Below are 23939 nucleotides of genomic sequence, written 5' to 3' on the forward strand. Positions count from 1 at the left end.
GGTGGAACAAATTGTGGCAAAGATAAAGAGGCGGATTGCCGGATGCGCAAATAGTCTACCATTAGTTGTGTGGCGAAACGTCTCGATGACATGCATTCAAACGATTTAAAATCATGTAAATTTATTTAAATCGATTAAATATATGATATTATTCAATTTTTCTCGCCATCCTCTCTTGTGCTTTTAAAAAGACGCCTCTACGCTTTATTTAGTTTTAACGGCTGAGGCCACGTTGAGGAATAAAGCAATGGAGCAATTTGGCGTCCGCAATCCCGCAATCGAAATCGAATCGATCGGCCTGGGGGCCGCCGCCAGTGTGCGTTATAACCTTCTTGAGTCTCACCTTTACGAGGAAGCGATTCGTCGGCGCGAAGCCGATCTGACCGCTCATGGTGCGCTGAGAGCATTGACAGGGCAACATACCGGCCGCTCGCCGAAGGACAAGTTCGTCGTCCGCAACGCGGTGACCGAAGACCAGATCTGGTGGGACAACAACAAGCCGATGTCGCCGGAACATTTCGCGCTGCTGCACAAGGACATGCTGGCGCATGTGCACGGCAAGGACCTGTTCGTCCAGGATCTTATCGGCGGCGCCGATCAGGATTACGCTCTGCCGACACGCGTCGTCACCGAATTCGCCTGGCACTCGCTGTTCATCCGGAACCTGCTCATTCGTCCCGAACGCTCGGCGCTGGAAAGCTTCGTGCCGAAACTGACGATCATCGATCTGCCGAGCTTCCGCGCCGATCCGGAGCGCCATGGCTGCCGCACGGAAACGGTGATCGCCTGCGATCTCGTCAACGGCATCGTTCTGATCGGCGGTACCTCCTATGCCGGCGAAATGAAGAAATCGGTCTTCACCGTGCTGAATTACCTGTTGCCCGAGCGTGGCGTCATGCCGATGCACTGCTCGGCCAATGTCGGCCCGGACGGCGACGCGGCGATTTTCTTCGGCCTGTCGGGCACCGGCAAGACGACGCTGTCGGCCGACCCGACGCGCACGCTGATCGGCGATGACGAGCATGGTTGGGGCGAAAACGGCATCTTCAATTTCGAAGGCGGCTGCTACGCCAAGACCATCCGCCTGTCGGCCGAAGCCGAGCCGGAAATCTACGCCACGACCCGCCGCTTCGGCACCGTGCTTGAAAATGTCGTGCTGGACGAACATGGCGTGCCCGATCTCGACGACGGCTCGCTGACGGAGAACACCCGCAGCGCCTATCCGCTGCATTTCATCCCGAATGCTTCGGAATCCGGCATGACCGGCCATCCGGAAACGATCATCATGCTGACGGCCGATGCCTTCGGCGTCATGCCGCCGATCGCCAAGCTGACACCGGAACAGGCGATGTATCACTTCCTCTCCGGCTACACCGCCAAGGTCGCGGGCACGGAAAAGGGCGTCGTCGAGCCGGAAGCCACGTTCTCGACCTGTTTCGGCGCTCCCTTCATGCCGCGCCATCCGGCCGAATACGGCAATCTGCTCAAGGATCAGATCGCCCGCCACGGCGCGCGCTGCTGGCTCGTCAACACCGGCTGGACCGGCGGCGCCTATGGCACGGGCCGGCGCATGCCAATCAAGGCGACGCGCGCCCTGCTGGCCGCAGCCTTGAAGGGTGATCTCGACAATGTCGAGTTCCGCATCGATCCGAATTTCGGCTTTGCGGTGCCGGTCGCCGTCGAAGACGTAGACAGCGCCATCCTCGACCCGCGCTCCACCTGGGCCGATGCTCAGGCCTATGATGCGCAGGCGGCCAAGCTGGTGGAGATGTTCGTCTCCAACTTCGCCAAGTTTGAAAGCCATGTCGACGGCAATGTCCGCGATGCGGCCCCGGGCCTGCGCGCTGCGGCCGAGTGATCCGCCGCCTGGACGCAATGACTCACGTGAAACCCCGGCGGTCTATCGGCCGGGGTTTCATTTTGCCATCGGCCTGTTTTCAACTGCGCGCCAATATGGGATAGACGCGCATGGCCAGCGACGCGCTTTATATCAACGACCGGATCATCATTGCCGGATGGGAACTGACGGAACAATTCGTTCTGGCGGGCGGCCCCGGCGGGCAGAACGTCAACAAGGTCGCGACATCAGTCCAGTTGTTCTTCAATATTGCGAATTCGCCGTCGCTGAATGACCGCGTCAAGGCCAACGCCATCCGGCTCGCCGGCCGGCGCGTCTCCAAGGACGGCGTCCTGATGATCGAGGCCAGCCGCTTCCGCAGCCAGGATCGCAATCGCGAGGATGCGCGCGAGCGGCTAAAGGAACTGATCCTCGAAGCCGCCGCCCCGCCACCACCGCCCCGCAAGAAGACCAAGCCGACCAAAGGCTCGATCGAACGGCGCCTGAAGGAAAAATCGGGCCGCTCGGAGGTCAAGAAGATGCGCGGCAAGCCCGGCGGCGACTAGGTTTTCGGGCTGCGGTTTTTGTTTGGTTGGGTAAAATTAGGCTTGTCGGGTGAATGTTCCTTCACCGCAGGAAACAAAAATGCTCCTACCCAACGGAATTCGTCATCTCCCCGGCTATCTCGACCGCTCCACCCAGGAAGCGCTGGTCGAAGTGATTCGCGCCGTCACTGCCGAAGCGCCGCTTTACACCCCCGCCATGCCCGGCACCGGCAAGGAGATGTCTGTGCGCATGACCAATTGCGGGCCGCTCGGCTGGGTCACGGACAAGCAGCGCGGCTATCGTTACCAGTCGATGCATCCGGTAACTGGCAGGCCCTGGCCAGCCATGCCGACACAACTACTCGATCTCTGGAATGAGATAGCTGGCTATGAAAAGCCGCCTGAGGCTTGTCTCATCAATTTCTATGGGGACGATGCCCGTATGGGCCTGCATCAGGATCGCGACGAACAGGATCTCGACGCGCCTGTGCTATCGATCTCGCTCGGCAACACCTGCCTCTTTCGAGTGGGTGGTCTCAATCGCAAGGATCGCACACTATCTTTCAAGCTTTTCAGCGGCGATATCGTCGTTCTCGGCGGAGAAGGCAGACTTTGCTTCCACGGCGTCGACCGCATCTATCCGGCAACGTCGACATTGCTGAAGAATGGCGGACGGATAAACCTCACTTTAAGACGCGTGACTCCATAGTGATTCGCGAAAAACGCGATTTTGGAGTGACTGAAATGCAATCGAAGGTGAGGCTGGATTTTATTCTGGCAGGCATGGTTGCCATGCTGGGAATGGTCCGCGGCTTGTACCTGACAACTGTATGGGTATTGACGCCGGATGGAATTTCCGTCGTTGCGGACCGGCTGCCCTATTGGGATTTCACCAATCTGTGGGCTGGTTCACTGATGGCTCTGAAAGGCCATGTTGCCTATCTCTTCGATATGGCCGCCTATCGACAAGAGCTTCGTGTGTTTTTCTCGCCGCTCCTGCCGGATCATGAATGGAGCTATCCGCCCTCCATTCTTCTGATTGGGGTGCCGTTTGCCGCGCTCCCGATTTTCCCCGCCTACATTTTGTGGACGCTGCTGACCCTTCTGTTGCTCTTTCTGGCGACAAAGCCGCTCGGGTTGAACCTGTGGGCGCGCATGCTCATCGTTATTTGCCCGCCGCCTTGGTCAACATGATCCTGGGGCAGAACGGTGCATTAACCACGGCCCTCTTGCTCTTCGGGTTGTCTCTCGCGCCCGGCCGGCCAATTATTGCCGGCATTTTCTTCGGCGTGCTGACGATCAAGCCGCAACTAGGTGTACTCGTCCCTTTTTGTCTACTGGCGAGCGGCAATTATCGGGCGATTTTTTCCGCCTGCACGACAACGCTCGTCCTGATAGGCGCCACCGGTTTGCTGTTCGGTTTCGACGTTTGGTCGCTGTTCCTGACCGAGACTCGTCCGCTGATGACGGAGATTCTGGAGGCACCTTTTCCGCAAGGGTATCAGGTCAATGCCACGGCGTTCTTCATGCTGGCGCGTTCGCTGGGATTCGGGCTCACCGGATCTTACGTGTTTCAGGCGGTCTTCTCCATCCTGGCGATCGTCGCGGTTCTATGGCTCTGGCAGCACGGAAAGGTCGTAGTCGATCATGCCGCCAGGGTTTGCCTGACGGCCGTATTGACACTTGTCGCCATGCCCTATGGATATTCCTACGATACGATACCGATGAGCGTTGCTGTTGTGTATCTGTTCTTCACGCAGCGAAGCGCACTGCTTCTTCTCGTCGCCGTCTGGCTCTATCCGTTGTTCAATCAACAGATCGTTAGGCAGACGGCAATGTCTCTGGGCGTCTTGGTGCCGACAGTCCTCGCCGCATGGATGCTCTTTCTGGCGTGGAGAGACCAGTTGCGGTCAAGTGCGAAGGCAGCGGAAGGAAGTGAAACGGCGCAGCCTAAAGCTTCCTCAACGCCACCTGTTCGATCAGATGATTCCTGCCCTTCTGCAGGATGAGGTCGGCGCGGGGGCGGGTCGGCAGGATGTTTTGGCGCAGGTTCTTCAGGTTGATGTTCTTCCACAGCCCCTCGGCAGTCGCGATCGCCTCCTCCTCGGTGATCGAGGCGTAGCGATGGAAGAAGGAGTGAGGGTCACGGAAGGCGGTCTCGCGCAGCTTCATGAAGCGCGCCACATACCAGTTGTGGATCAGATGCTCGTCGGCATCGATATAGATGGAGAAATCGAAGAAGTCCGACACCATCGGCACGATCTTGCCGTCCGCCGGCAGGTGCCGCGATTGCAGCACGTTGATGCCTTCGAAGATCAGGATATCCGGCCGGTCGACGGTCTTGTATTCGTCCGGCAGCACGTCATAGACGAGATGCGAATAGCAGGGTGCCTTGACATCTGGCTGCCCGGCCTTGATCGCCGAGAGGAAGCGCAGGAGCGCTGCGGTATCGTAACTTTCGGGAAAGCCCTTGCGCTGCATCAGGTTGCGGCGCTGCAATTCGGCGTTCGGATAGAGAAAGCCATCGGTCGTGACTAGATCGACCTTCGGGCTTGACGGCCAGCGGCCGAGCAATTCCTTCAGGATACGGGCCGTGGTGGACTTGCCGACGGCGACGGAGCCGGCGATACCGATGACGAAGGGCGTCTTGGCCACATCGGAGAGGCTGAGAAACCGATTGCGCTGCTCGAACAGGATCTGGGAAGACTCCACATGCGAGGACAGCAGGCGCGATAGCGAAAGGTAGATGCGCCGGACTTCGTCGAGATCGATTGGGTCGCCCATGGAGCGCAGCCGCTTCACTTCGTCGGCGGTCAATGTCAGCGGCGTGTCGGCTCTGAATTTCGACCACTCGTCCGACGAAAAGAAATAATAGGGCGAATAGGCTTTCGCCTCAAATATATCGAGCGTCTCGTGCGCAGGCAGGGTCTGGGTCGCTATCGTCATCGCATTCTACCGGCTGGCCTTCTCCTGAAGGCCGGATTGAGCGGTGCGCTTTTCGAGCTCACCCATGACATTCTGCAACGGAATGCCTGCTATCTTCAATACGACCATAAGGTGATAAAGCAAATCGGCTGCCTCATAGGTGAGATTGTCGCGATCGTTGGTCACAGCCGCCATGACCGCCTCGATCGCTTCCTCGCCCAGCTTCTTTGCCGCCTTCGGCTGGCCGGCGGCAAAAAGCTTCGCTGTCCAGGAGTCCTCCGGCGATGCCTTGGACCTCACATCGACGATTTTTTCGAGGTCGAAAAGGGTAAATCCGCTCATCCGTCCTATCCCTTCCTAATCGAGCCGCATGGCGATGCCATGCTCGGACATATAATGTTTTGCTTCGCCGACCGAATAGGTGCCGAAGTGGAAAATCGAGGCGGCGAGCACGGCCGTCGCATGGCCTTCCTTGATGCCGGCAACCAGATCGTCGAGATCGCCGACGCCGCCGGACGCGATGACCGGAACGCGCACGGCATCCGCGATTGCCCGCGTCAGCTCCAAGTCATAACCGACCTTGGTGCCGTCGCGATCCATGGAGGTGACCAGAAGTTCGCCGGCGCCGCGCTCGACCATCTTGCGGGCAAAATCGACGGCGTCGATGCCGGTCGCGTTGCGGCCGCCATGGGTATAGATCTCCCAGGCGCTCAAATTATCGCCGCCGAGCGCCTCTGTGCGTCGCCGCTTGGCGTCGATCGAGACGACGATGCATTGATTGCCGAATTTGTCGGCGGCTTCGGCAACGAAATCCGGATTGTTCACCGCTGCCGAATTGATCGAAACCTTGTCGGCGCCGCAGAGCAGCAGCTTGCGGATATCGGCGATGGTCCGAACGCCGCCGCCGACCGTCACCGGCATGAAGCATTGTTCGGCAGTGCGGGCCACGACATCGAAAATCGTCTCTCTGTTGTCGGAAGAGGCGGTGATGTCGAGGAAGCAGAGCTCGTCGGCGCCGGCGGCATCGTAAGCCTTGGCGGCCTCGACGGGGTCGCCGGCATCAACGAGATTGAGGAAATTGACGCCCTTGACGACGCGGCCGTCCTTGACGTCGAGGCAGGGGATGACGCGGGCTTTCAGGGTCATTGCGCTGCCTCCTTAGCCCGCTTGATCAGGGCTAGTGCTTCCTTCGGATCGATACGGCCATCATAAAGCGCACGGCCGGAAATCGCACCTTCCAGTTTGCGGGCGTCCGGCTGAATCATGCGGCGGATATCGTCGAGCGAGGCGAGCCCGCCGGAGGCGATGACCGGAATGGAAACCGCATCGGCCAGTTCCAGCGTCGAGGTCCAGTTGATGCCGGTCAGAATGCCGTCGCGGTCGATATCGGTATAGATGATCGCGGCGACGCCGGCGCCCTCGAATTTTTTCGCCAGTTCGATAACGCCGAGCTCGGAGGCTTCCGCCCAGCCCTCGACCGCTACCTTGCCGCCCTTGGCGTCGATGCCGACGGCGATGTGTCCCGGAAACCTCCGGCAGGCTTCAACGACGAGTGCCGGATCGCGCACAGCAACCGTGCCGAGGATGACGCGCGCAAGCCCGCGCGACAGCCAGTTTTCGATATGGTCGAGCGTGCGGATGCCGCCGCCGAGCTGCACCGGGTTCTTCGTCGCCTTGAGAATGGCATCGACGGCAGCGCCATTGACGGTCTCGCCGGCAAAGGCGCCGTTGAGATCGACCACATGCAGCCACTCGAAACCCTGGTCCTCGAATGCCTTGGCTTGCGCGGCCGGATCAGGATTGTAGACGGTTGCCTGTTGCATGTCGCCGAGCTTGAGGCGTACGCACTGGCCGTCTTTTAGGTCGATGGCAGGAAACAGAATCATGTCTTTGTCCTCAGTGCGCGAGCTTAGGGCTTCCAGCGCAGGAAATTGGCAATCAGGGCGAGGCCGAGCTTCTGGCTCTTTTCCGGATGGAACTGCGAGCCGGCCATGTTGTCGCGGCCGACGAAGGCGGTCATCGCGCCACCATAGCTGGTCGTGGCGATGACGTCGTCGGCATGATCGGCGGCCAGATGATAGGAATGAACGAAATAGGCGTGCAGCCCGTCCGGCCCGGTCGGAATGCCGTCGAAGAGGGGATGCGGGTGCCGGAGATCCAGCGTGTTCCAGCCGATCTGCGGGATTTTCAGCGTCGGATCATCCGGCGTCATCTCCTTGACGTCGCCCTTGATCCAACCGAACCCCTGCGTGATCGTCTTTTCTAGCCCGCGCGACGACATGAGCTGCATGCCGACGCAGATGCCGAGGAAAGGGCGGCCCTTGTGTTCCACGACATCGATCACCGCATCGGCCATGCCGGAAACGGCATCGAGCCCGCGGCGGCAATCGGCATAGGCGCCGACGCCGGGAAGCACGATGCGGTCGGCGGTGGCGACACGCTCGGCATCGTCAGTCAGATCGATTTCGGTGTCGATTCCGGCTTCGCGGGCCGCGCGTTCGAAGGCCTTGGTGGCCGAGCGCAGGTTGCCCGAGCCGTAGTCGATAATCGCGACGCGCATGGTCAGCGTCCTCCATCATAGCCGGGAAGACCGAAACCCGGCCCGCCGCGACTTGAATTGTTGTTTGGAGAGGAAGGGATATCCCAATTATTCGAACGGATATTCTCCTCCTCGGCTTTCGGCTCGATGTCGGAGAAATGGATCTCCTCAGCCGTTGCCAGATTGGGAGCCGAAACCAGACCCTCCGTCCTCCAGCCGCCCGCGACGAGGTTCCGGTATGCGGCATGACTTCCTTCGAGCGCGGCAAGGATATGCACGCCGAGCAGGATTGCGAGGCCGGCGGCGAAGAATCCCGGCCGATGGATCAATTCCCAACCGATGCTCTGTAGCAGAAACGCGGCGATGGCCTGCAGCCAGAGCCGGTGAAAAAGCATCCACAGCGTCGGAAACAAAAACGCCATCCAGGAAAAACCGTCGCGGATGAAGCGCGTTCTCGCCTGGTTTTTGTCCGGTCCTCCGGGCGGCGTCAAAATCAAATAGCTTGCCATCTCTTCACTTTCCCCATGACGGGGCTCAGGCGAGTGTACCCTTCGTCGAGGGTACGCGGCCTGCCTGCCGCGGATCGATCTCGGTTGCCGTGCGCAGAGCGCGGGCAACGGCCTTGAAGCATGTCTCGGCAATATGGTGATTGTTGGCGCCATAATGGTTGAGGATATGCAGCGTGATGCCGGCATTCTGCGCGAGCGCCTGGAAGAATTCGCGCACCAGTTCGGTATCGAAAGTGCCGATCTTCGAGGCGCTGAAGGCGACGTTCCAGACGAGGAAGGGCCGGCCGGACAGATCGACGGCCGCCTTCGTCATCGTTTCGTCCATGGCGAGATCGATCGAGGCATAGCGCGTGATTCCGCGCCGGTCGCCGAGCGCCTTGGCAATGGCCTGACCGATGGCGATGCCGGTATCTTCGACCGCGTGGTGATCGTCGACATGCAGGTCGCCCTTGGTGTCGATCTCCATGTCGATCAGCGAATGTCGCGAAAGCTGCTCCAGCATATGGTCGAAGAAGCCGACGCCCGTCGAAATGGTCGACTTGCCGCTGCCGTCGATATTGACGGACACCGAGACCGAGGTCTCGTTGGTCTTGCGGGAAACGCTCGCCGTGCGGCTCGCTACGGTCTCTGCCATGGGCTGCTCCATCGGGATTGACGGCCGTTCCTTATCAGGCACATCCGCAAATATCCAGAAGTTAAGTCACTATAGACTTATCTAGCCGGCTTACATGCATCATTCGAAAATAACGGCCATTTGCAATCGTAAAAAGCCCTCTTACATAGGTGCTGACGGGGCCGAAACGCGGCCCGGCAGAAAGCCCGCCAAAATTGGGGGCAATAGGTGTTTAGATGACGACAATTGTGACTATTCGCAAAGGCGGCAAGGTGGTGATGGCAGGCGATGGCCAGGTCAGCCTCGGCCAGACCGTGATGAAGGGCAATGCCCGCAAGGTTCGCCGCATCGGAAAGGGTGACGTGATTGCCGGTTTCGCCGGTGCGACCGCCGATGCCTTTACGCTGCTCGAGCGGCTTGAAAAGAAGCTCGAACAATATCCCGGCCAGTTGATGCGCGCCGCCGTCGAGCTCGCCAAGGATTGGCGCACGGACAAATATCTGCGCAACCTCGAAGCGATGATGCTGGTTGCCGACAAACAAGTGACGCTCGCCGTCACCGGCAATGGCGATGTGCTCGAGCCGGAACATGGCGCCATGGCGATCGGTTCCGGCGGTAATTTCGCGCTCGCCGCCGCCCGCGCTCTGATCGATACGGACAAATCGGCCGAGGACGTCGCCCGCCGCGCGCTCGACATCGCCGCCGACATCTGCGTCTATACCAATCATAACGTGGTGGTCGAAACGCTCGACTCCGAGTCCTAATTCCTCTCTTGATTGTTTCTAGCCCTGACGGGAAGCACACGAAATGACCACTTTTTCCCCCCGCGAGATCGTTTCCGAACTCGATCGCTATATTGTCGGCCAGCATGAGGCCAAACGCGCCGTGGCGATTGCGCTGCGCAACCGCTGGCGTCGCCAGCAGCTCGAACCCGACCTGCGCGACGAAGTCATGCCCAAGAACATCCTGATGATCGGCCCGACCGGCGTCGGGAAGACGGAAATCTCCCGCCGCCTCGCCAAGCTCGCCGGCGCTCCTTTCATCAAGGTGGAAGCGACGAAATTTACCGAGGTCGGCTATGTCGGCCGCGACGTCGAGCAGATCGTCCGCGATCTCGTCGAGGTCGGCATCGGCCTGGCGCGCGAAAAGAAGCGCGCCGAAGTTCAGGCGAAGGCGCATATGAGCGCGGAAGAGCGGGTGCTCGACGCCTTGGTCGGCGCAACCGCCTCGCCGGCGACGCGCGACAGCTTCCGCAAGAAGCTGCGCGAGGGCCAGCTGGACGACAAGGAAATCGATATCGAGATCGCCGACACAGGTTCCGGCATGCCCGGCTTTGAAATTCCCGGCATGCCCGGCGCCAATATCGGCGTGCTCAACCTCTCCGAAATGTTCGGAAAGGCCATGGGCGGCCGCACCAAGAAGGTGCGCACCACGGTCAAGGATTCCTACAAGGAGCTGATCCGCGATGAATCCGACAAGCTGATCGACAATGAGGCGATCCAGCGCGAAGCTGTGCAATCCGCCGAGAATGACGGCATCGTCTTTCTGGACGAGATCGACAAGATCGCCGCCCGTGACGGCGGCATGGGCGCCGGCGTCTCGCGCGAAGGCGTGCAACGCGACCTGCTGCCGCTGGTCGAAGGCACCACGGTTGCGACCAAGTATGGTCCGGTTAAGACCGACCATATCCTCTTCATCGCCTCCGGCGCCTTCCATGTATCGAAGCCTTCGGATCTCCTGCCGGAATTGCAGGGCCGCTTGCCGATCCGCGTCGAGCTGAAGCCGCTGAGCAAGGAGGATTTCCGCCGTATCCTGACCGAGCCGGAAGCGAGCCTCATCCGCCAGTACAAGGCGCTGATGGAGACGGAAAATCTGAAGCTCGACTTCACGGATGATGCGATCGACGCTTTGGCCGATGTCGCCGTGCACCTCAACTCCACCGTCGAGAACATCGGCGCCCGCCGCCTGCAGACGGTAATGGAGCGGGTGTTGGACGATATCTCCTACAACGCTTCGGATCGCGCCGGCGTGTCGGTGACCATCGATGCCGACTATGTGCGCGAACATGTCGGCGATCTCGCCACCAATACCGACCTGTCGCGCTTCATTCTCTAGTGACGGCGATTTGACGTATTAATCACTCGACAGCGGGCCGTTAACTTTTTAGTTAGGGGCCCGTTTCTTTGCGTGGCATGGCTTTATTCGGCCAAGATTGTCCGTCAGTGAGCCCCATTGAAACATCGGATGAAACTTCGATAGGGCAGCCATCGTGCGACGCATTCTGATCACCCTTCTTCTGGCGGTTGTCAGCCTCTCCTGGATCCCGGCCTATGCGGATGCGGCGGCGATGGTGCCGCCAGGCAACCGCAACGCCGAGCAACCCCCGATCCCCGGTGCATCCGTGCGCCGCACCAAGGGCACGAATTCCACTTTCGAGCGCAAATACCAGAAGGTTCATGAACTGCTGGCGACCGATACCCGGCTGATGTCGAAGATCAAGTCGACGGCGCGCGCCTATGGCATCGATCCGATCCACATCATCGGCGCGCTGGTCGGTGAGCATACCTATAATGTCGACGCCTATGACGGCCTGCAGTCCTATTACGTCAAGGCTGCCTCCTATGCCGGCGAGAGCTTCCGTTTCGCCTATAACGGCGAAAGCGTCGACGATTTCGTTGCCCGGCCGCAATTCGATGCTTGCAAGGGCAAAAGGGATTCCTACAGCCTCTGGACCTGCCGCGAAGATGTCTGGGAAAGCGATTTCCGGGGCAAGAAGGTCGGCGGCAAATCTTTCCCGGACAACCGTTTCAGCGCCGTGTTCTTCCAGCCCTTCTATGCCGGCCAGACCTTCGGCCTCGGCCAGGTCAATCCGCTGACGGCGCTGGAACTTTCCGATCTCGTCAGCAGCACGTCCGGCATTCCGAAGCTGGATGAAAAGGATGCCGGCAGCGTCTACAAGGCCATCATGGACCCCGACCTGTCGCTCGCCTTCGTTGCTGCCTCGATCCGCAAGTCGATCGACGATTACCGCTCGATCGCCGGCATGGATATTTCCGGCAATCCGGGCATTACGGCGACGCTCTACAATGTCGGCAATTCCCGCCAGCGGGCCGCAGCACTCGCCGCCAAGAACCGGGGGGCAGCGCAGCCGGTCTGGCCGGAGGAAAATTACTATGGCTGGCTTATCAATGATAAGCTGGACGATCTGAAGTCGCTGCTCTAAACTTCGGGAGCCGTCGGGAAAATAAGGTTTTCGAGGAGATTGGATCTCATGGACATGATCCCGGAAGCCTTCTCTCCGCCGGCCCCGACCCCGCGCACCGTCCCGCCGTCGCGCCTGACGATCATCCGCACCATCCTGCGCAATCCACTGGAATTATGGGGCGAGCCTTCCTACACGCTGCCGTGGATCATGACGCGCTTCTTTCGTGAGCGCACGCTGATCGTCAATGATCCCGGACTGATCAAGCATGTGCTGGTCGACAATGCCTCCAATTACCGCATGTCGGAGATTCGCCAGCTCGTGCTCAGGCCGATCCTGCGCGACGGCCTGCTGACCGCCGAAGGCCAGGTTTGGAAGCGCTCGCGCAAGGCCGTGGCGCCAGTCTTCACGCCGCGCCATGCCCAGGGCTTTGCCGGCCAGATGCTGAGCCAGAGCGAAACCTATGTTCGCAAATACGAGGAGGCCGGCGGCGGCAAGGTTTTCGATATCGCCATCGATATGACCGAGCTCACCTTCGCCATCCTCGCGGACACTTTGTTTTCCGGTGAGATCGTCACCGAAAGCGGCCATTTCGCCGATGACGTCAATCAGCTTCTGCATCGCATGGGCCGCGTCGATCCGATGGACCTTCTGCGCGCCCCTTCCTGGGTGCCACGCCTTACCCGCATCGGCGGTCAGAAGGTGCTCGACAAGTTTCGCGGCATCGTCCGAAAGACCATGGAACTTCGTCTCGACAAAATGCGCAGAGATCGCGCCAGCGCCCCCGACGATTTCCTGACGCTGCTCTTGGAAAAGGCCGGCCCGGACGGCCTGACCATGGAGGAGATCGAGGACAATATCCTGACCTTCATCGGCGCCGGTCATGAGACGACGGCGAGGGCGCTGGCCTGGACGATCTACTGTGTCGCCAACACGCCGCATATCCGCGACGCCATGGAGGCGGAAATCGATCGGGTGCTCGCGACCGGCGCCGAGCCCGTCGCCTGGCTCGACCTGATGCCGAATGTCCGTGCCGCCTTCGAGGAGGCGATGCGCCTCTATCCGCCGGCACCATCGATCAATCGCGCCGCGATTGCCGACGACGAATGGACAAGCCCAAGCGGCGAGCGTGTCGAGATCCCGGCTGATATCACCGTGCTGATCATGCCATGGACGCTGCATCGCCACGCGCTCTATTGGGACAAGCCGCGCGCCTTCATGCCCGAACGCTTCCTCCCGGAAAATCGCGGTAAGATCAACCGGTTCCAGTACCTGCCCTTCGGCGCCGGCCCGCGCGTCTGTATCGGCGCCACTTTCGCCCTGCAGGAAGCCGTTATCGCCCTTGCCGTCATGATGCACCGCTTCCGGTTCGATGCGACCGACGAGACGAATCCCTGGCCGGTGCAGAAGCTCACGACACAGCCGCAAGGCGGGCTGCCGATGCGGGTCACCAGGCGATAGGATTGTTTTTGCCGCTTCGCAGCTAGCGGATCAGGCGGGAAGGATGCAATAACAGCATCACCTTCCGTTCAAAAGGCTAGATATCAGCGTGACATCTCATTTCCTGCTCGGCATCGACACCGGTGGAACCTATACCGATGCCGTCCTCTTCCACGAAGCCGATGGCGTTGTCGCCAAGGCGAAATCGCTGACCACGCGGCATGATTTGGCTGTCGGTATCGCCGGCGCTGTCGATGCGGTCATCGCCAAGGCCGCCATCCCGGTTTCGGCTATCGGCCTCGTATCACTGTCGACGACGCTCGCCACCAACGCGCTGGTCGAAGGACAGGGCGGCCGCGCAGGGCTGGTAATGATCGGCTTCGGCCCTGACGATCTGAAGCGCGATGGCCTGGCCGGGGCGCTGGGGTCCGATCCGGTGCTGTTCCTGCCCGGCGGCCACAACGTCCATGGCAGCGAGAATCCGCTCGATCTAACCGCCCTGGAAGAGGCGCTGCCGGAGCTTTCGAAGAGTGTTTCGTCCTTCGCGATCGCCGGTTATTTCGCCGTGCGGAATCCGGCTCATGAAATTCGCGTGCGGGATCGCATCCGCGAGATTTCCCATCTGCCGGTCACCTGCAGCCATGAACTCTCCTCCAAGCTCGGCGGTCCGCGCCGGGCGCTGACGACGCTTCTGAATGCCCGGTTGGTATCGATGATCGACCGCTTGGTCGGCGCCTGCGAAGGTTTTCTCGCTACGCGCGGCATCACGGCGCCGATGATGGTCGTGCGCGGCGACGGCGCGCTGATCTCGGCTGCGGAAGCCAAGCTCCGCCCAATCGAGACCATCCTCTCCGGGCCTGCGGCAAGCCTTGTCGGCGCGCGCTATCTTACCGGCCTTGACGATGCCGTGGTGTCCGATATCGGCGGCACCACCACAGATGTCGCTGTCATGGAGGCCGGTCGGCCGCGGCTCGATGCTGACGGCGCCGTGGTCGGCGGTTATCGCACCATGGTCGAAGCGGTTGCGATGCGCACCTATGGTCTCGGCGGTGATTCCGAGGTGAAGATAAACGACCGCGGCCTTGTCGCCGCTTTCGAACTTGGGCCGCGCCGCCTGCTGCCGCTCAGCCTTGTCGCGCATATGCATGGCCAAGCGGTCATCAGCGTGCTGGAGCAGCAGTTGCGTGCGCCGCATCATGGCCGCCACGTCGGCCGCTTTGCCGTGCGCACCGGCGTGCCGGACCATCTCGCAAGCGGTTTGTTGCCGTTGGAACGGGCGCTGTTCGACAAAATCGGCTTGGTTCCCCTGCCGCTCGATCAGCTTCTGACCTCGACATCGCTGAAAGCGACCCTGGATCGCCTGGTCGCCCGCGGTCTCGTCCATCTCTGCGGTCTGACGCCGTCAGATGCCATGCATGTGCTCGGCCGGCAAAGTCAGTGGAATGCAGAAGCTTCGCGACTTGGTCTGGCGCTGGCAATGCGGATGAAGGATGGTTCCGGCCATGCGCTCGCTGCATCCGTGGAGGAGCTGGCGCAAAGGATCGTCGATCGCCTGACCCGGCAGTCCGCCGATGTCATCCTCGCCGCCTGCCTTGCCGAAGACGGCGTTACCCATCTCGATCCAACCAAATCGATCTCGATCGACCACGCTCTTCGCCGCACACCGGGCATCGTCCGTTTTGCCGTTTCGCTCGATCGCCCTCTGGTCGGTCTCGGTGCTTCCGCCCCCGTTTATTACCCTGCCATCGCCGCAACGCTGGCAAGTGAAAGTGCCATTCCCGCCGATTCGGATGTGGCCAACGCGATTGGCGCCGTCGTCGGCCAGGTTCGCGCCAGCGCTACGGTGTTCGTCACCATGCCCGAGGATGGCATTTATCTGCTGAACGGAGCGGGCGAGACCCTGCGCCTTACCGATGAGCAAAAGACCTTTTCTCTGGCGCGGGAGCGGGCAATCGAGGTGGCGATGGCGCAGGCGCGGTTGAATGGTGCCGCGGATCCGGTCATCACCATGAATGAACAGATCGACGCGCCGGAAATCGAGGGCAATCGCAAGCTGGTCGAAGCCCGTTTCATCGCCACCGCCAGCGGCCGTCCGCGCATCGCTGCAGATTGATTATTTCTAAAAGTGCACAAATATTTTGAACTATTGCCAAATTGACGGAGAGCCCAACCGCCCGCAAACTGGCAGCATGTAAAAATTGAGCCGTAGGACGGCCTTAGGAGTGATTGGCATGAGCCGCATTGACAAGAACGGACTTCAGATCGAACCGGTGCTTTATGATTTCCTGGTCAAGGAGGCTCTGCCGGGGTCCGGTGTCGATCCGGATACCTTCTTTGCCGGCTTCTCTGCGATCGTGCACGACTTCGCTCCAAAGAACCGCGATCTGCTCGCCAAGCGCGACCGCATTCAGGCTGCGCTGGACGATTGGTATCGCAAGAACGGTGCGCCCGTGGATATGGCCGCCTACGAAGCCTTCCTGCGCGAGATCGGCTACCTCATTCCCGAAGGTCCGGCCTTCTCGGTCTCGACCGCCAATGTCGACCCCGAGATCGCCTCCATCGCCGGCCCGCAGCTCGTCGTTCCCGTCATGAACGCCCGCTATGCGCTGAACGCCGCCAATGCGCGCTGGGGTTCGCTCTATGATGCGCTCTACGGCACCGACGCGATTCCCGAGACGGACGGCGCCGAGAAGGGCAGGGGCTACAATCCGAAGCGCGGCGAAAAGGTCATCGCCTGGGTGAGGGATTTCCTCGATACCGCCGCACCGCTTGCCGGTGCAAGCTGGAAGGATGTCATCGGCTTCGCCGTCAAGGGCGGTGCACTGGCAATTGCAACGAAGACAGGCGCCGTCGCCCTTGCCGACGGTAAGCATTTTGCCGGCTATCTCGGCGATGCGGGTGCGCCCTCGCATATTCTGCTGAAAAACAACGGCATTCACATCGAGATCGTCATCGATGCCGGCACCGATATCGGCAAGGCCGATGCGGCTGCCATTTCCGATGTGCGACTGGAATCGGCGATCACCGCCATTATGGACTGCGAAGATTCGATCGCTGCCGTCGATGCCGAGGACAAGACCGAAGTCTATCGCAATTGGCTCGGCCTGATGAAGGGCGACCTGACGGAAGAAGTTTCCAAGGGCGGCAAGACCTTCATTCGAAGCCTCAATCCGGATGTGACCTACACGGCGCCTGACGGCTCAAGCTTCGAGCTGCACTGCCGCTCGCTGATGCTGGTGCGCAATGTCGGCCACCTCATGACCAATCCGGCCATCCTCGACCGCGACGGCCATGAAGTGCCGGAGGGCATTATGGACGCCGTGATCACCGGTCTGATTGCGCTCTACGATATCGGCCCGAACGGCCGGCATAAGAATTCCCGCGCCGGCTCCATGTATGTCGTCAAGCCGAAGATGCATGGGCCGGAAGAAGTGGCTTTTGCCGTCGAAATCTTCTCGCGCGTCGAAGATGTGCTCGGCATGCCGCGCAACACCATCAAGATGGGCATCATGGACGAGGAGCGCCGGACCACGGTCAACCTCAAGGAGGCGATCCGCGCTGCCAGCGAACGTGTCGTCTTCATCAATACCGGATTCCTCGACCGCACCGGCGATGAAATCCATACCTCGATGGAAGCCGGCCCGATGATCCGCAAGGGCGACATGAAGCAGGCCGCCTGGATCACGGCTTACGAAAACTGGAATGTCGATATCGGCCTGGAATGCGGCCTTTCCGGCCATGCGCAGATCGGCAAGGGCATGTGGGCCATGCCGGACCTGATGGCGGCGATGCTGGAGCAGAAGATCGCCCATCCGAAGGCCGGCGCCAACACCGCCTGGGTGCCGTCGCCGACGGCTGCGACCCTGCATGCGACCCATTACCACCGCGTCAATGTCGCCAAGGTGCAGCAAGCCTTGAAAAACCGCGCGCGTGCCAAACTTTCCGATATTCTGTCCGTGCCGGTCGCCCCGCGTCCGAACTGGACGCCGGAAGAAATCCAGCGCGAGATCGACAACAATTCGCAAGGCATTCTCGGCTATGTCGTTCGCTGGGTCGATCAGGGCGTCGGCTGCTCCAAGGTGCCCGACATCAACGATATCGGCCTGATGGAGGATCGCGCCACGCTACGCATCTCCGCGCAGCACATGGCCAACTGGCTGCATCACAAGGTTATTACCGAAGCACAGATCGTCGAGACCATGAAGCGCATGGCCGCCATCGTCGACCAGCAGAACGCCGGCGATCCACTCTACAGACCGATGGCCGGCAATTTCGATGACTCCGTCGCCTTCCAGGCAGCACTTGATCTCGTGCTCAAGGGCCGCGAGCAGCCGAACGGCTACACCGAACCCGTCCTCCACCGCCGCCGTATTGAACTGAAGGCGAAGGCGGTGGGGTGATCCCGTCTCTCCATCAGAGGCCACCCCGATCCTTCAAGGCCTTGTCGCCTGCGCTAGCGCTTCGACGGCAAGGCACCTCAGGATGAGGTGGAGAGACTCTTGCGGCTATAGGGGACAAGATCAGCCCTCATCCTGAGGTGCGCAGCCGAAGGCGGAGCCTCCAAGGACGAGGGCGGGTGGGGCGGTATAGCATCGCCTCGTTTCCCCAAACAAAAAGCCGCCAGACATCAATCCAGCGGCTTTTGACTTCCATATAATACCAGCAATTACTGGATCACGACGACCTTGGTGCTGTGGCCTGGCAGAACGCGGTTGTAGAGGTCGATGACGTCCTGGTTCATCAGGCGGATGCAGCCCGAGGAAGCGGCAGTGCCGATCGAAGCCCATTCCGGCGTGCCATGCAGGCGGAACAGCGTGTCCTGGCCCTTCTCGTTGTAGAGATACATGGCGCGGGCGCCGAGCGGATTTTCAAGGCCCGGGTTCATGCCGTCGTCGACATACTTGGCGATTTCCGGACGACGGACCGCCATTTCCTTCGGCGGATGCCAGGTCGGCCATTCCTGCTTCCAGGCGACATATGCCGTACCCGACCAGGCAAAGCCCTGCTTGCCGACGCCGATGCCGTAGCGCATCGCTTCGCCGTTGCCGAGGATGTAATAAAGGTGGCGCTCGCGGGTGTTGACGATGATCGTGCCCGGAGCTTCATCAGACTTGTAAGAGACGATCTGGCGGCGGAACTGCGGCTTCACCTTCTGGATCGGGATCGCCGGCAATTGGAAGCCGTTGTCGCTCGTGACGCCGTAGTCGCTATCGAACGTCTTGATGGTGTCGGAGGCGGAGTTGGCGGTAGCGGTCGGCGTGGCTGCGGCAGTGGTGGCATAACCAGCCGTGGCAAGCGTTGCGACAAGGCCGAGTGCGGTCATAGCATTGCGGATGCGCATGGAAGTCTCTTGGTGAGTTGTGACAGGGAATGGGATGGTATCGACCATCTTTGACTATGGTTTATTTTCTATTAAATTTAGCTTTGCAAGCTGGTGCGGGGCGACAAAAATAGCTCCGCTGCGCAAATTAAAGGGACATGGTTTTTTTGCAACAACGCTTGTTCGGTCCCCGAGGCAATTCATGACGATTTTGAGCGTTTACAATAACAATCCGTTAATAGATGGCCGGCAGTCGGAACGGGCGATGCTTGTACGTAAAGGCGTGCAACTATTACTGCACGAGATGCGCCACGCCGTCTTGCCGGAATTGCCGCTCGCCAGCGGCCGCCGCGCCGACCTGATCACGCTTTCGGAAAAAGGCGAGATCTGGATCGTCGAGATCAAATCTTCGATCGAGGATTTCCGTGTCGACCGCAAATGGCCGGATTACCGCCTGCATTGCGATCGCCTGTTCTTCGCGACGCACAAGGACGTGCCGCTCGATATCTTTCCGGAAGAATGCGGGCTTTTCCTGTCCGATGGTTACGGCGCGCATATGATCCGCGAGGCGCCGGAACATCGCCTGCCGCCGGCCACGCGCAAGTCGGTGACGCTGAACTTCTCGCGCGCCGCCGCCCAGCGGCTAATGCTGGCCGAATGGGCGACAGGTAAGTCTTTTTCGCCTGAATGAAGTTTATTTCGGCGCGCGCTTGGCGAGGATGCGTTGCAGCGTGCGGCGATGCATGTTGAGACGGCGGGCGGTCTCGGAGACGTTGCGCTCGCACATTTCATAGACGCGTTGGATATGCTCCCAGCGGACCCGATCGGCCGACATCGGATTTTCCGGCACCTCGGCCTTTTCGCCGGGCCTCTGCGTGAGCGCCGAATAGACATCGTCGGCATCCGCGGGCTTGGCAAGATAATCGAGAGCACCAAGTTTTACGGCGGTGACGGCCGTTGCGATATTGCCGTAACCGGTCAGCACCACGATATGCGTATCATCGCGTCTTTGCCGGATCGCCTCGATGACATCCAGGCCGTTGCCGTCACCCAGGCGGAGATCGACCACGGCGTATTTCGGTGGATTGGTCTTGGATTTGGCGACACCTTCCGCCACCGATTCAGCGGTATCGACTGCAAAGCCGCGCGTCTCCATGGCGCGCGCCAGTCGGCGCAGAAAGGGCCCGTCGTCATCGACGATCAGCAATGTCGCGTCAGGGCCGATATGGTCCTCAATGTCCTTGGCCCCCGCATGAGGGTCGGTGAGCTCTTTATCCGTCATCATGTTCAATCCCGGCGACAAACGCCTGCATAGTCCTACTGACTTTAACGACCGAGTCTTAAGCCGTGAAATTCATTTTGTCGAATTACTGTCGATTAACATGCGCGGCCATTCGATGCGGATGCGCGCACCCGGCGTTTCCGGATCGCGATTGCCGAAATTAAGCACGGCACCCGAACGCTCCAGCAGGGTTTTGGCGATGAACAGGCCGAGCCCGAGGCCGCCGGCGGTATCGTCACGCTGCCGTGTAGTGACATAGGGCTCGCCGATCCGCGTCAAGATATCGGCAGAATAACCGTTGCCGTCGTCCTCGATTATGATCGTCAGCGTATCGGGATCGTATTCCACCGTGACCGTCACTTTCTTTCGCGCGTAGTCGACGGCGTTTTCGATGAGATTGCCGAGCCCGTACATGATGCCCGCATTGCGGTTCAGCACGGGTTCGCCCACCCGCGGGCTTTTTTCGATCAACTCCAGTTTGATGCCGAATTCCCGATGCGGGGCGATGATCTCCTCCATCATAGACGATAGCGTCAGCCGTCGCATATGCGCCTCGTCCTCGGAGGACAGTGTCGTCAACCGCCGCAGAATGTCGCGGCACCGCTCGCTCTGGCTGCGCAGCAGCGCCACATCCTCGCGGAAGCGGTCGTCCTGGCTGAGCTCGCGCTCCATCTCCTTGGCGACGACGCTGATGGTTGCGAGCGGCGTTCCGAGTTCGTGGGCCGCCGCGGCCGCCAGCCCGTCGAGTTGCGACAGATGCTTTTCCCGCTGCAGCACCAGTTCCGTTGCCGACAGCGCGTCGGCGAGCTGTGTCGCCTCCATGGAGACGCGGTAGGCATAGAAGGCGGCAAAGGCCATGGTCGAGGCGATCGAACACCAGACGCCGAGCTGCATCACGCTATGAACATTGATCTCGACGCCGTCGTACCAGGGCAGCGGAAAAGGCGAGAAGGCAAGGCCGGTGATGCAGATCATCGCCAGCACGATCAGCGTCATGCTGTAGCGGATCGGCTGCGAGGCGAAGGAAATGATGACCGGCACGCAGACCAGTGCCGAAAACGGATTGGCAAGTCCGCCGGTGATCAGAAGCAGCCCGCAGAGCTGCAGAAGATCGAGGCCGAGCAGCGCAAAGGCGGCGGGCGGCTCAAGCCGGTGCGTCGGCGGATAGCGCAGCGTCAGGAAGAAGTTGATCCAGGCAAGACAGGCGATCAAGACACCACAGGCCAAGAGCGGCATGGGAAACTTCAGCCAGAAGGCGACGATCATCACCGTCACTGTCTGGCCGCCGACCGCGAGCCAGCGCAGCCGCACCAGCGTCTGCAGCCTGAGCCGCCGGCTGGTATGGTGGTCGTCCTGCGGCTTGGCGTCCGCATCCGGCATCTTGTCCAATCCTCTGAAGAATCTGGCCATCCTCAGGTACCACGCGGCTTGGCTTTTGTCGTCGGCAAAGCGTCCGCCGGATCCTCCGGCCAAGGATGTCGGGGGTAGCGCCCGCGCATGTCGGCTCGCACGTCTTTCCATGATCCGGCCCAGAAGCCGGGTAGGTCGCGCGTCGTCTGGATCGGCCGGTGTGCCGGCGACGTCAGTTCCAACACCAGCGGCAGCCGACCGCCGCCGATGGCCGGATGCTGCTTCAGCCCGAAAAGCTCCTGAACGCGGATCGTCAGCAGCGGTTCTTCGCCCTCATATTGGATCGGATGGCGCTGACCGGTCGGCGCTTCGAAATGCGTCGGCGCCATCCGGCCGAGATCGCGCTGCAGCTCATGCGGCACCAGCGACAACAGCCCGTTGGAAAGCCCGCCAGCCGAGATGTCGGAAAGGCCGCGTGCCTCGGGCTGGAACGGCGTGAACCATTCGTCCAGCCGCGAGAGCAGGGCCTCATTGCTCATATCGGGCCACGGCTCCCCGATCGTCCGGTGCAGGAAGCCGATCCGTTCCCGCAATTGCGTCGCCTCTTTCGAAAAGGGCAGGACGCCGAGCCCCAGCTCGCGAATACCGTCGGCCAGCGCCTTTGCCGCCTGCTCGCCCGTCGGTCTCGGTAAAGGCGTTTCCTCGAAGATGATGGCGCCGAGCCGGGTGACACGGCGCGCCCGCACTTGTCGGCTGGCCTTATCGAAGACGCTCTGGTCTTCCGTGCGGATTTCGCTTGGCAGATGCTCCTCGACGTCAGCGCGCGCAATGTCCGCCGCCGCCAGGATACGGGCCTGAGCCGCCCGGCCGGTGAGATCGGCAATCACCAGCATCTGCGAACCGGCCAGGCGTTCCGTCTCCGGCAATTCGGCGCCGCGCCCATTCGCCATGACGAACCGCCCGCGCCCGCCGCGCTGCAGGGCGATGCGATCCGGAAAGGCATGCAGCAGCAATGAGCCGGCCAAGACCGGCACTCCCGCGGCCGCAGCCTTGCTCTCGCCCGCCGCTGTCGCCAGTCTCGCGGCCAGCCGGCGCGACGCCTCGGCCCTCTCGCCCTTCTCCGTCTTGAACCGCCGGAGGCGCTCTTCCACATCGATGCTCTGCCCGCCCAGTCCCTGTTCCGTCAGCAATATGGCGAGCATCGCCGCCTCACGCGCCTGGCCGAACTCCGCCGCCGAAATCACCATGGCCGATAGTCGCGGCGGCAAGGCCAGATCGCGCATCAGCCTGCCGCGGGCGGTCAGCCCGTTTTCGGTATCCAGAGCTCCCAGTTGCCGCAACAATGCCCGCGCCTCGGCAAGCGTCGTCATCGGCGGTTGATCGACAAAGGCAAGTGTCGAGGGGTCCTGCACGCCCCAATGGGCAAGATCGAGCGCCAGCCCGGAAAGATCGCTGGAGAGGATCTGTGGCGGCGTGAAGGCCGGCAGTGCTGCCGTCTGGCCGGGATGCCACAGCCGGATCGCAATCCCGGGCTCCGTTCGCCCGGCGCGGCCAGCGCGCTGATCGGCGGACGCCCGCGATACTCGCACCGTCTCAAGCCGGGTAATGCCGGTCGACGCTTCGAAGACAGGCAGCCGCTGCAGGCCGCTGTCGATGACGATGCGCACGCCGTCGATGGTGATGGACGTCTCGGCGATCGACGTCGCCAGCACGATCTTGCGCGTGCCTTTGGGCGCCGGCCGGATCGCCGCGTCTTGCTCCTTCTGGCCGAGATTGCCGTAAAGCGGCGCGATTACAGTCTCCGGCGCTATCAGGCCTTCCAGTCTCTCCACAGTACGGATGATTTCCGCCTGACCGGGCAGGAAGGCGAGGATCGACCCCTGTTCCGTCGCATGCGCGTCGAGAATCGCCCGTGTTACCGTGTCCTCGATCCGCTCGCCGGCCGGCCGGTCCTGATGGCGGATGTCGATCGGAAAGCTGCGGCCCATGCTTTCGATGACCGGCGGACGCCCGAGCAGGGCTGCGACTCGTTCGACATCGAGGGTTGCCGACATCACGAGGATGCGCAGATCCTCGCGGAGTGCCGATTGTACGTCGAGCGCCAGCGCCAGGCCGAAATCCGCATCCAGCGAGCGCTCATGAAATTCATCGAAGATGACCGTGGAGACGCCGGAGAGTTCGGGATCGTCGAGGATCATCCGTGCGAACACGCCTTCGGTCACCACCTCGATGCGCGTTTTTGCTGAAACCCGGTTGTCGAGCCGCATACGATAGCCGACGGTATCACCCACCTGCTCATCGAGCAGCGAAGCCATGCGCGCCGCCGCCGCCCTGGCAGCGAGCCGCCGCGGCTCCAGCAGGATGATCCTGCCGTCGC

General features: G+C 61.1%; 23 protein-coding genes (1 of these 23 cut by a window edge). 12 read left to right on the forward strand and 11 right to left on the reverse strand.

All coding sequences use genetic code 11. The annotated features are described in order from the left end of the window. The first annotated feature begins 247 nt into the window (after positions 1 to 247). The 5 genes from QA646_RS16825 to QA646_RS16845 all read left to right on the forward strand — a co-directional run bounded on the left by QA646_RS16825 (position 248) and on the right by QA646_RS16845 (position 4391). Complete coding sequence (locus QA646_RS16825) at positions 248 to 1858, forward strand: phosphoenolpyruvate carboxykinase (RefSeq protein WP_283056537.1); 1611 nt, start codon at positions 248 to 250, stop codon at positions 1856 to 1858. A 110-nt stretch (positions 1859 to 1968) separates the two neighbouring features. Then, complete coding sequence (arfB, locus tag QA646_RS16830) at positions 1969 to 2403, forward strand: alternative ribosome rescue aminoacyl-tRNA hydrolase ArfB (protein ID WP_283056538.1); 435 nt, start codon at positions 1969 to 1971, stop codon at positions 2401 to 2403. 79 nt (positions 2404 to 2482) lie between these two features. Beyond that, positions 2483 to 3091 (forward strand): alpha-ketoglutarate-dependent dioxygenase AlkB, encoded by a 609-nt coding sequence (locus QA646_RS16835; protein WP_283056539.1) that lies wholly within the window; start codon positions 2483 to 2485, stop codon positions 3089 to 3091. A 35-nt stretch (positions 3092 to 3126) separates the two neighbouring features. Continuing rightward, a complete protein-coding gene (locus QA646_RS16840; protein WP_283056540.1) occupies positions 3127 to 3576 on the forward strand; it encodes a hypothetical protein in 450 nt (149 codons plus the stop codon). After that, on the forward strand, positions 3528 to 4391 hold the full coding sequence (locus tag QA646_RS16845) for a glycosyltransferase family 87 protein (RefSeq protein WP_283056541.1): 864 nt from the start codon (positions 3528 to 3530) through the stop codon (positions 4389 to 4391). Before QA646_RS16840 ends, QA646_RS16845 begins: the two co-directional genes overlap by 49 nt. On the opposite strand, the gene coaA is transcribed toward QA646_RS16845, so the two are convergent. Genes coaA through hisB form a run of 7 tightly spaced genes read right to left on the reverse strand, consistent with a single transcriptional unit; the run spans position 4333 to position 8989 of the window. Next, positions 4333 to 5328, reverse strand: a complete 996-nt coding sequence (gene coaA / locus QA646_RS16850) for a type I pantothenate kinase (RefSeq protein ID WP_283056542.1) — start codon at positions 5326 to 5328, stop codon at positions 4333 to 4335. The two genes, QA646_RS16845 and coaA, sit on opposite strands and share 59 nt — an antisense overlap. Positions 5329 to 5334: 6 nt before the next feature. Continuing rightward, positions 5335 to 5649 carry a phosphoribosyl-ATP diphosphatase gene (locus QA646_RS16855; protein WP_283056543.1) on the reverse strand — a complete coding sequence of 105 codons (315 nt, stop codon included), beginning with the start codon at positions 5647 to 5649 and terminating at the stop codon, positions 5335 to 5337. 15 nt (positions 5650 to 5664) lie between these two features. Further along, entirely contained in the window at positions 5665 to 6453 is a 789-nt protein-coding gene (gene hisF / locus QA646_RS16860; RefSeq protein WP_028753837.1) for an imidazole glycerol phosphate synthase subunit HisF, read from the reverse strand. After that, on the reverse strand, positions 6450 to 7193 hold the full coding sequence (gene hisA, locus QA646_RS16865; RefSeq protein WP_283056544.1) for a 1-(5-phosphoribosyl)-5-[(5-phosphoribosylamino)methylideneamino]imidazole-4-carboxamide isomerase: 744 nt from the start codon (positions 7191 to 7193) through the stop codon (positions 6450 to 6452). Before hisA ends, hisF begins: the two co-directional genes overlap by 4 nt. A 23-nt stretch (positions 7194 to 7216) precedes the next feature. Further along, a complete protein-coding gene (gene hisH, locus QA646_RS16870) occupies positions 7217 to 7867 on the reverse strand; it encodes an imidazole glycerol phosphate synthase subunit HisH (RefSeq protein WP_107106414.1) in 651 nt (216 codons plus the stop codon). A gap of 2 nt (positions 7868 to 7869) precedes the next feature. After that, positions 7870 to 8355 (reverse strand): DUF2628 domain-containing protein, encoded by a 486-nt coding sequence (locus QA646_RS16875; protein WP_283056545.1) that lies wholly within the window; start codon positions 8353 to 8355, stop codon positions 7870 to 7872. Between the two features lie 25 nt (positions 8356 to 8380). Then, positions 8381 to 8989 carry an imidazoleglycerol-phosphate dehydratase HisB gene (gene hisB, locus QA646_RS16880; protein ID WP_283056546.1) on the reverse strand — a complete coding sequence of 203 codons (609 nt, stop codon included), beginning with the start codon at positions 8987 to 8989 and terminating at the stop codon, positions 8381 to 8383. 215 nt (positions 8990 to 9204) lie between these two features. Here hisB and hslV point away from each other — a divergent pair, with 215 nt between their 5' ends. The 6 genes from hslV to QA646_RS16910 all read left to right on the forward strand — a co-directional run bounded on the left by hslV (position 9205) and on the right by QA646_RS16910 (position 18010). After that, the gene (gene hslV, locus QA646_RS16885; RefSeq protein WP_283056547.1) at positions 9205 to 9732 is read left to right on the forward strand and encodes an ATP-dependent protease subunit HslV; all 528 of its coding nucleotides are present in this window, start codon (positions 9205 to 9207) and stop codon (positions 9730 to 9732) included. Between the two features lie 43 nt (positions 9733 to 9775). Beyond that, positions 9776 to 11083 (forward strand): ATP-dependent protease ATPase subunit HslU, encoded by a 1308-nt coding sequence (gene hslU, locus QA646_RS16890; RefSeq protein ID WP_283056548.1) that lies wholly within the window; start codon positions 9776 to 9778, stop codon positions 11081 to 11083. A gap of 154 nt (positions 11084 to 11237) precedes the next feature. Further along, entirely contained in the window at positions 11238 to 12191 is a 954-nt protein-coding gene (locus QA646_RS16895) for a DUF1402 family protein (RefSeq protein WP_283056549.1), read from the forward strand. A gap of 48 nt (positions 12192 to 12239) precedes the next feature. After that, complete coding sequence (locus QA646_RS16900) at positions 12240 to 13631, forward strand: cytochrome P450 (RefSeq protein WP_283056550.1); 1392 nt, start codon at positions 12240 to 12242, stop codon at positions 13629 to 13631. Between the two features lie 88 nt (positions 13632 to 13719). Continuing rightward, positions 13720 to 15723: a hydantoinase/oxoprolinase family protein gene (locus QA646_RS16905; RefSeq protein WP_283056551.1), complete on the forward strand. Its 2004-nt coding sequence runs from the start codon at positions 13720 to 13722 to the stop codon at positions 15721 to 15723. Positions 15724 to 15841: 118 nt separating this feature from the next. Next, positions 15842 to 18010 carry a malate synthase G gene (locus QA646_RS16910; RefSeq protein ID WP_283056552.1) on the forward strand — a complete coding sequence of 723 codons (2169 nt, stop codon included), beginning with the start codon at positions 15842 to 15844 and terminating at the stop codon, positions 18008 to 18010. A 266-nt stretch (positions 18011 to 18276) separates the two neighbouring features. On the opposite strand, the gene QA646_RS16915 is transcribed toward QA646_RS16910, so the two are convergent. Continuing rightward, complete coding sequence (locus QA646_RS16915; protein WP_283056553.1) at positions 18277 to 18951, reverse strand: L,D-transpeptidase; 675 nt, start codon at positions 18949 to 18951, stop codon at positions 18277 to 18279. A 181-nt stretch (positions 18952 to 19132) separates the two neighbouring features. Between QA646_RS16915 and QA646_RS16920 the strand changes: the two genes are divergently transcribed. Further along, positions 19133 to 19621: an MmcB family DNA repair protein gene (locus QA646_RS16920; RefSeq protein ID WP_283058899.1), complete on the forward strand. Its 489-nt coding sequence runs from the start codon at positions 19133 to 19135 to the stop codon at positions 19619 to 19621. Between the two features lie 3 nt (positions 19622 to 19624). Here the strand turns inward: QA646_RS16920 and QA646_RS16925 are convergent, their stop codons facing one another. The 3 genes from QA646_RS16925 to hrpB all read right to left on the reverse strand — a co-directional run. Continuing rightward, on the reverse strand, positions 19625 to 20212 hold the full coding sequence (locus tag QA646_RS16925; RefSeq protein WP_283056554.1) for an ActR/PrrA/RegA family redox response regulator transcription factor: 588 nt from the start codon (positions 20210 to 20212) through the stop codon (positions 19625 to 19627). Positions 20213 to 20284: 72 nt separating this feature from the next. Next, complete coding sequence (locus QA646_RS16930; protein ID WP_283056555.1) at positions 20285 to 21622, reverse strand: ActS/PrrB/RegB family redox-sensitive histidine kinase; 1338 nt, start codon at positions 21620 to 21622, stop codon at positions 20285 to 20287. 2 nt (positions 21623 to 21624) lie between these two features. Further along, positions 21625 to 23939 carry the 3' portion of an ATP-dependent helicase HrpB gene (gene hrpB, locus QA646_RS16935; protein ID WP_283056556.1) on the reverse strand. The gene runs 154 nt beyond the window's last position, so only the last 2315 of its 2469 coding nucleotides appear in the window; its start codon lies off the right edge, out of view — the gene reads right to left on this strand; its stop codon occupies positions 21625 to 21627.

Origin of the sequence: Rhizobium sp. CB3090, from assembly GCF_029714285.1 — a bacterium.
Classification (GTDB): Bacteria; Pseudomonadota; Alphaproteobacteria; order Rhizobiales; family Rhizobiaceae; genus Rhizobium.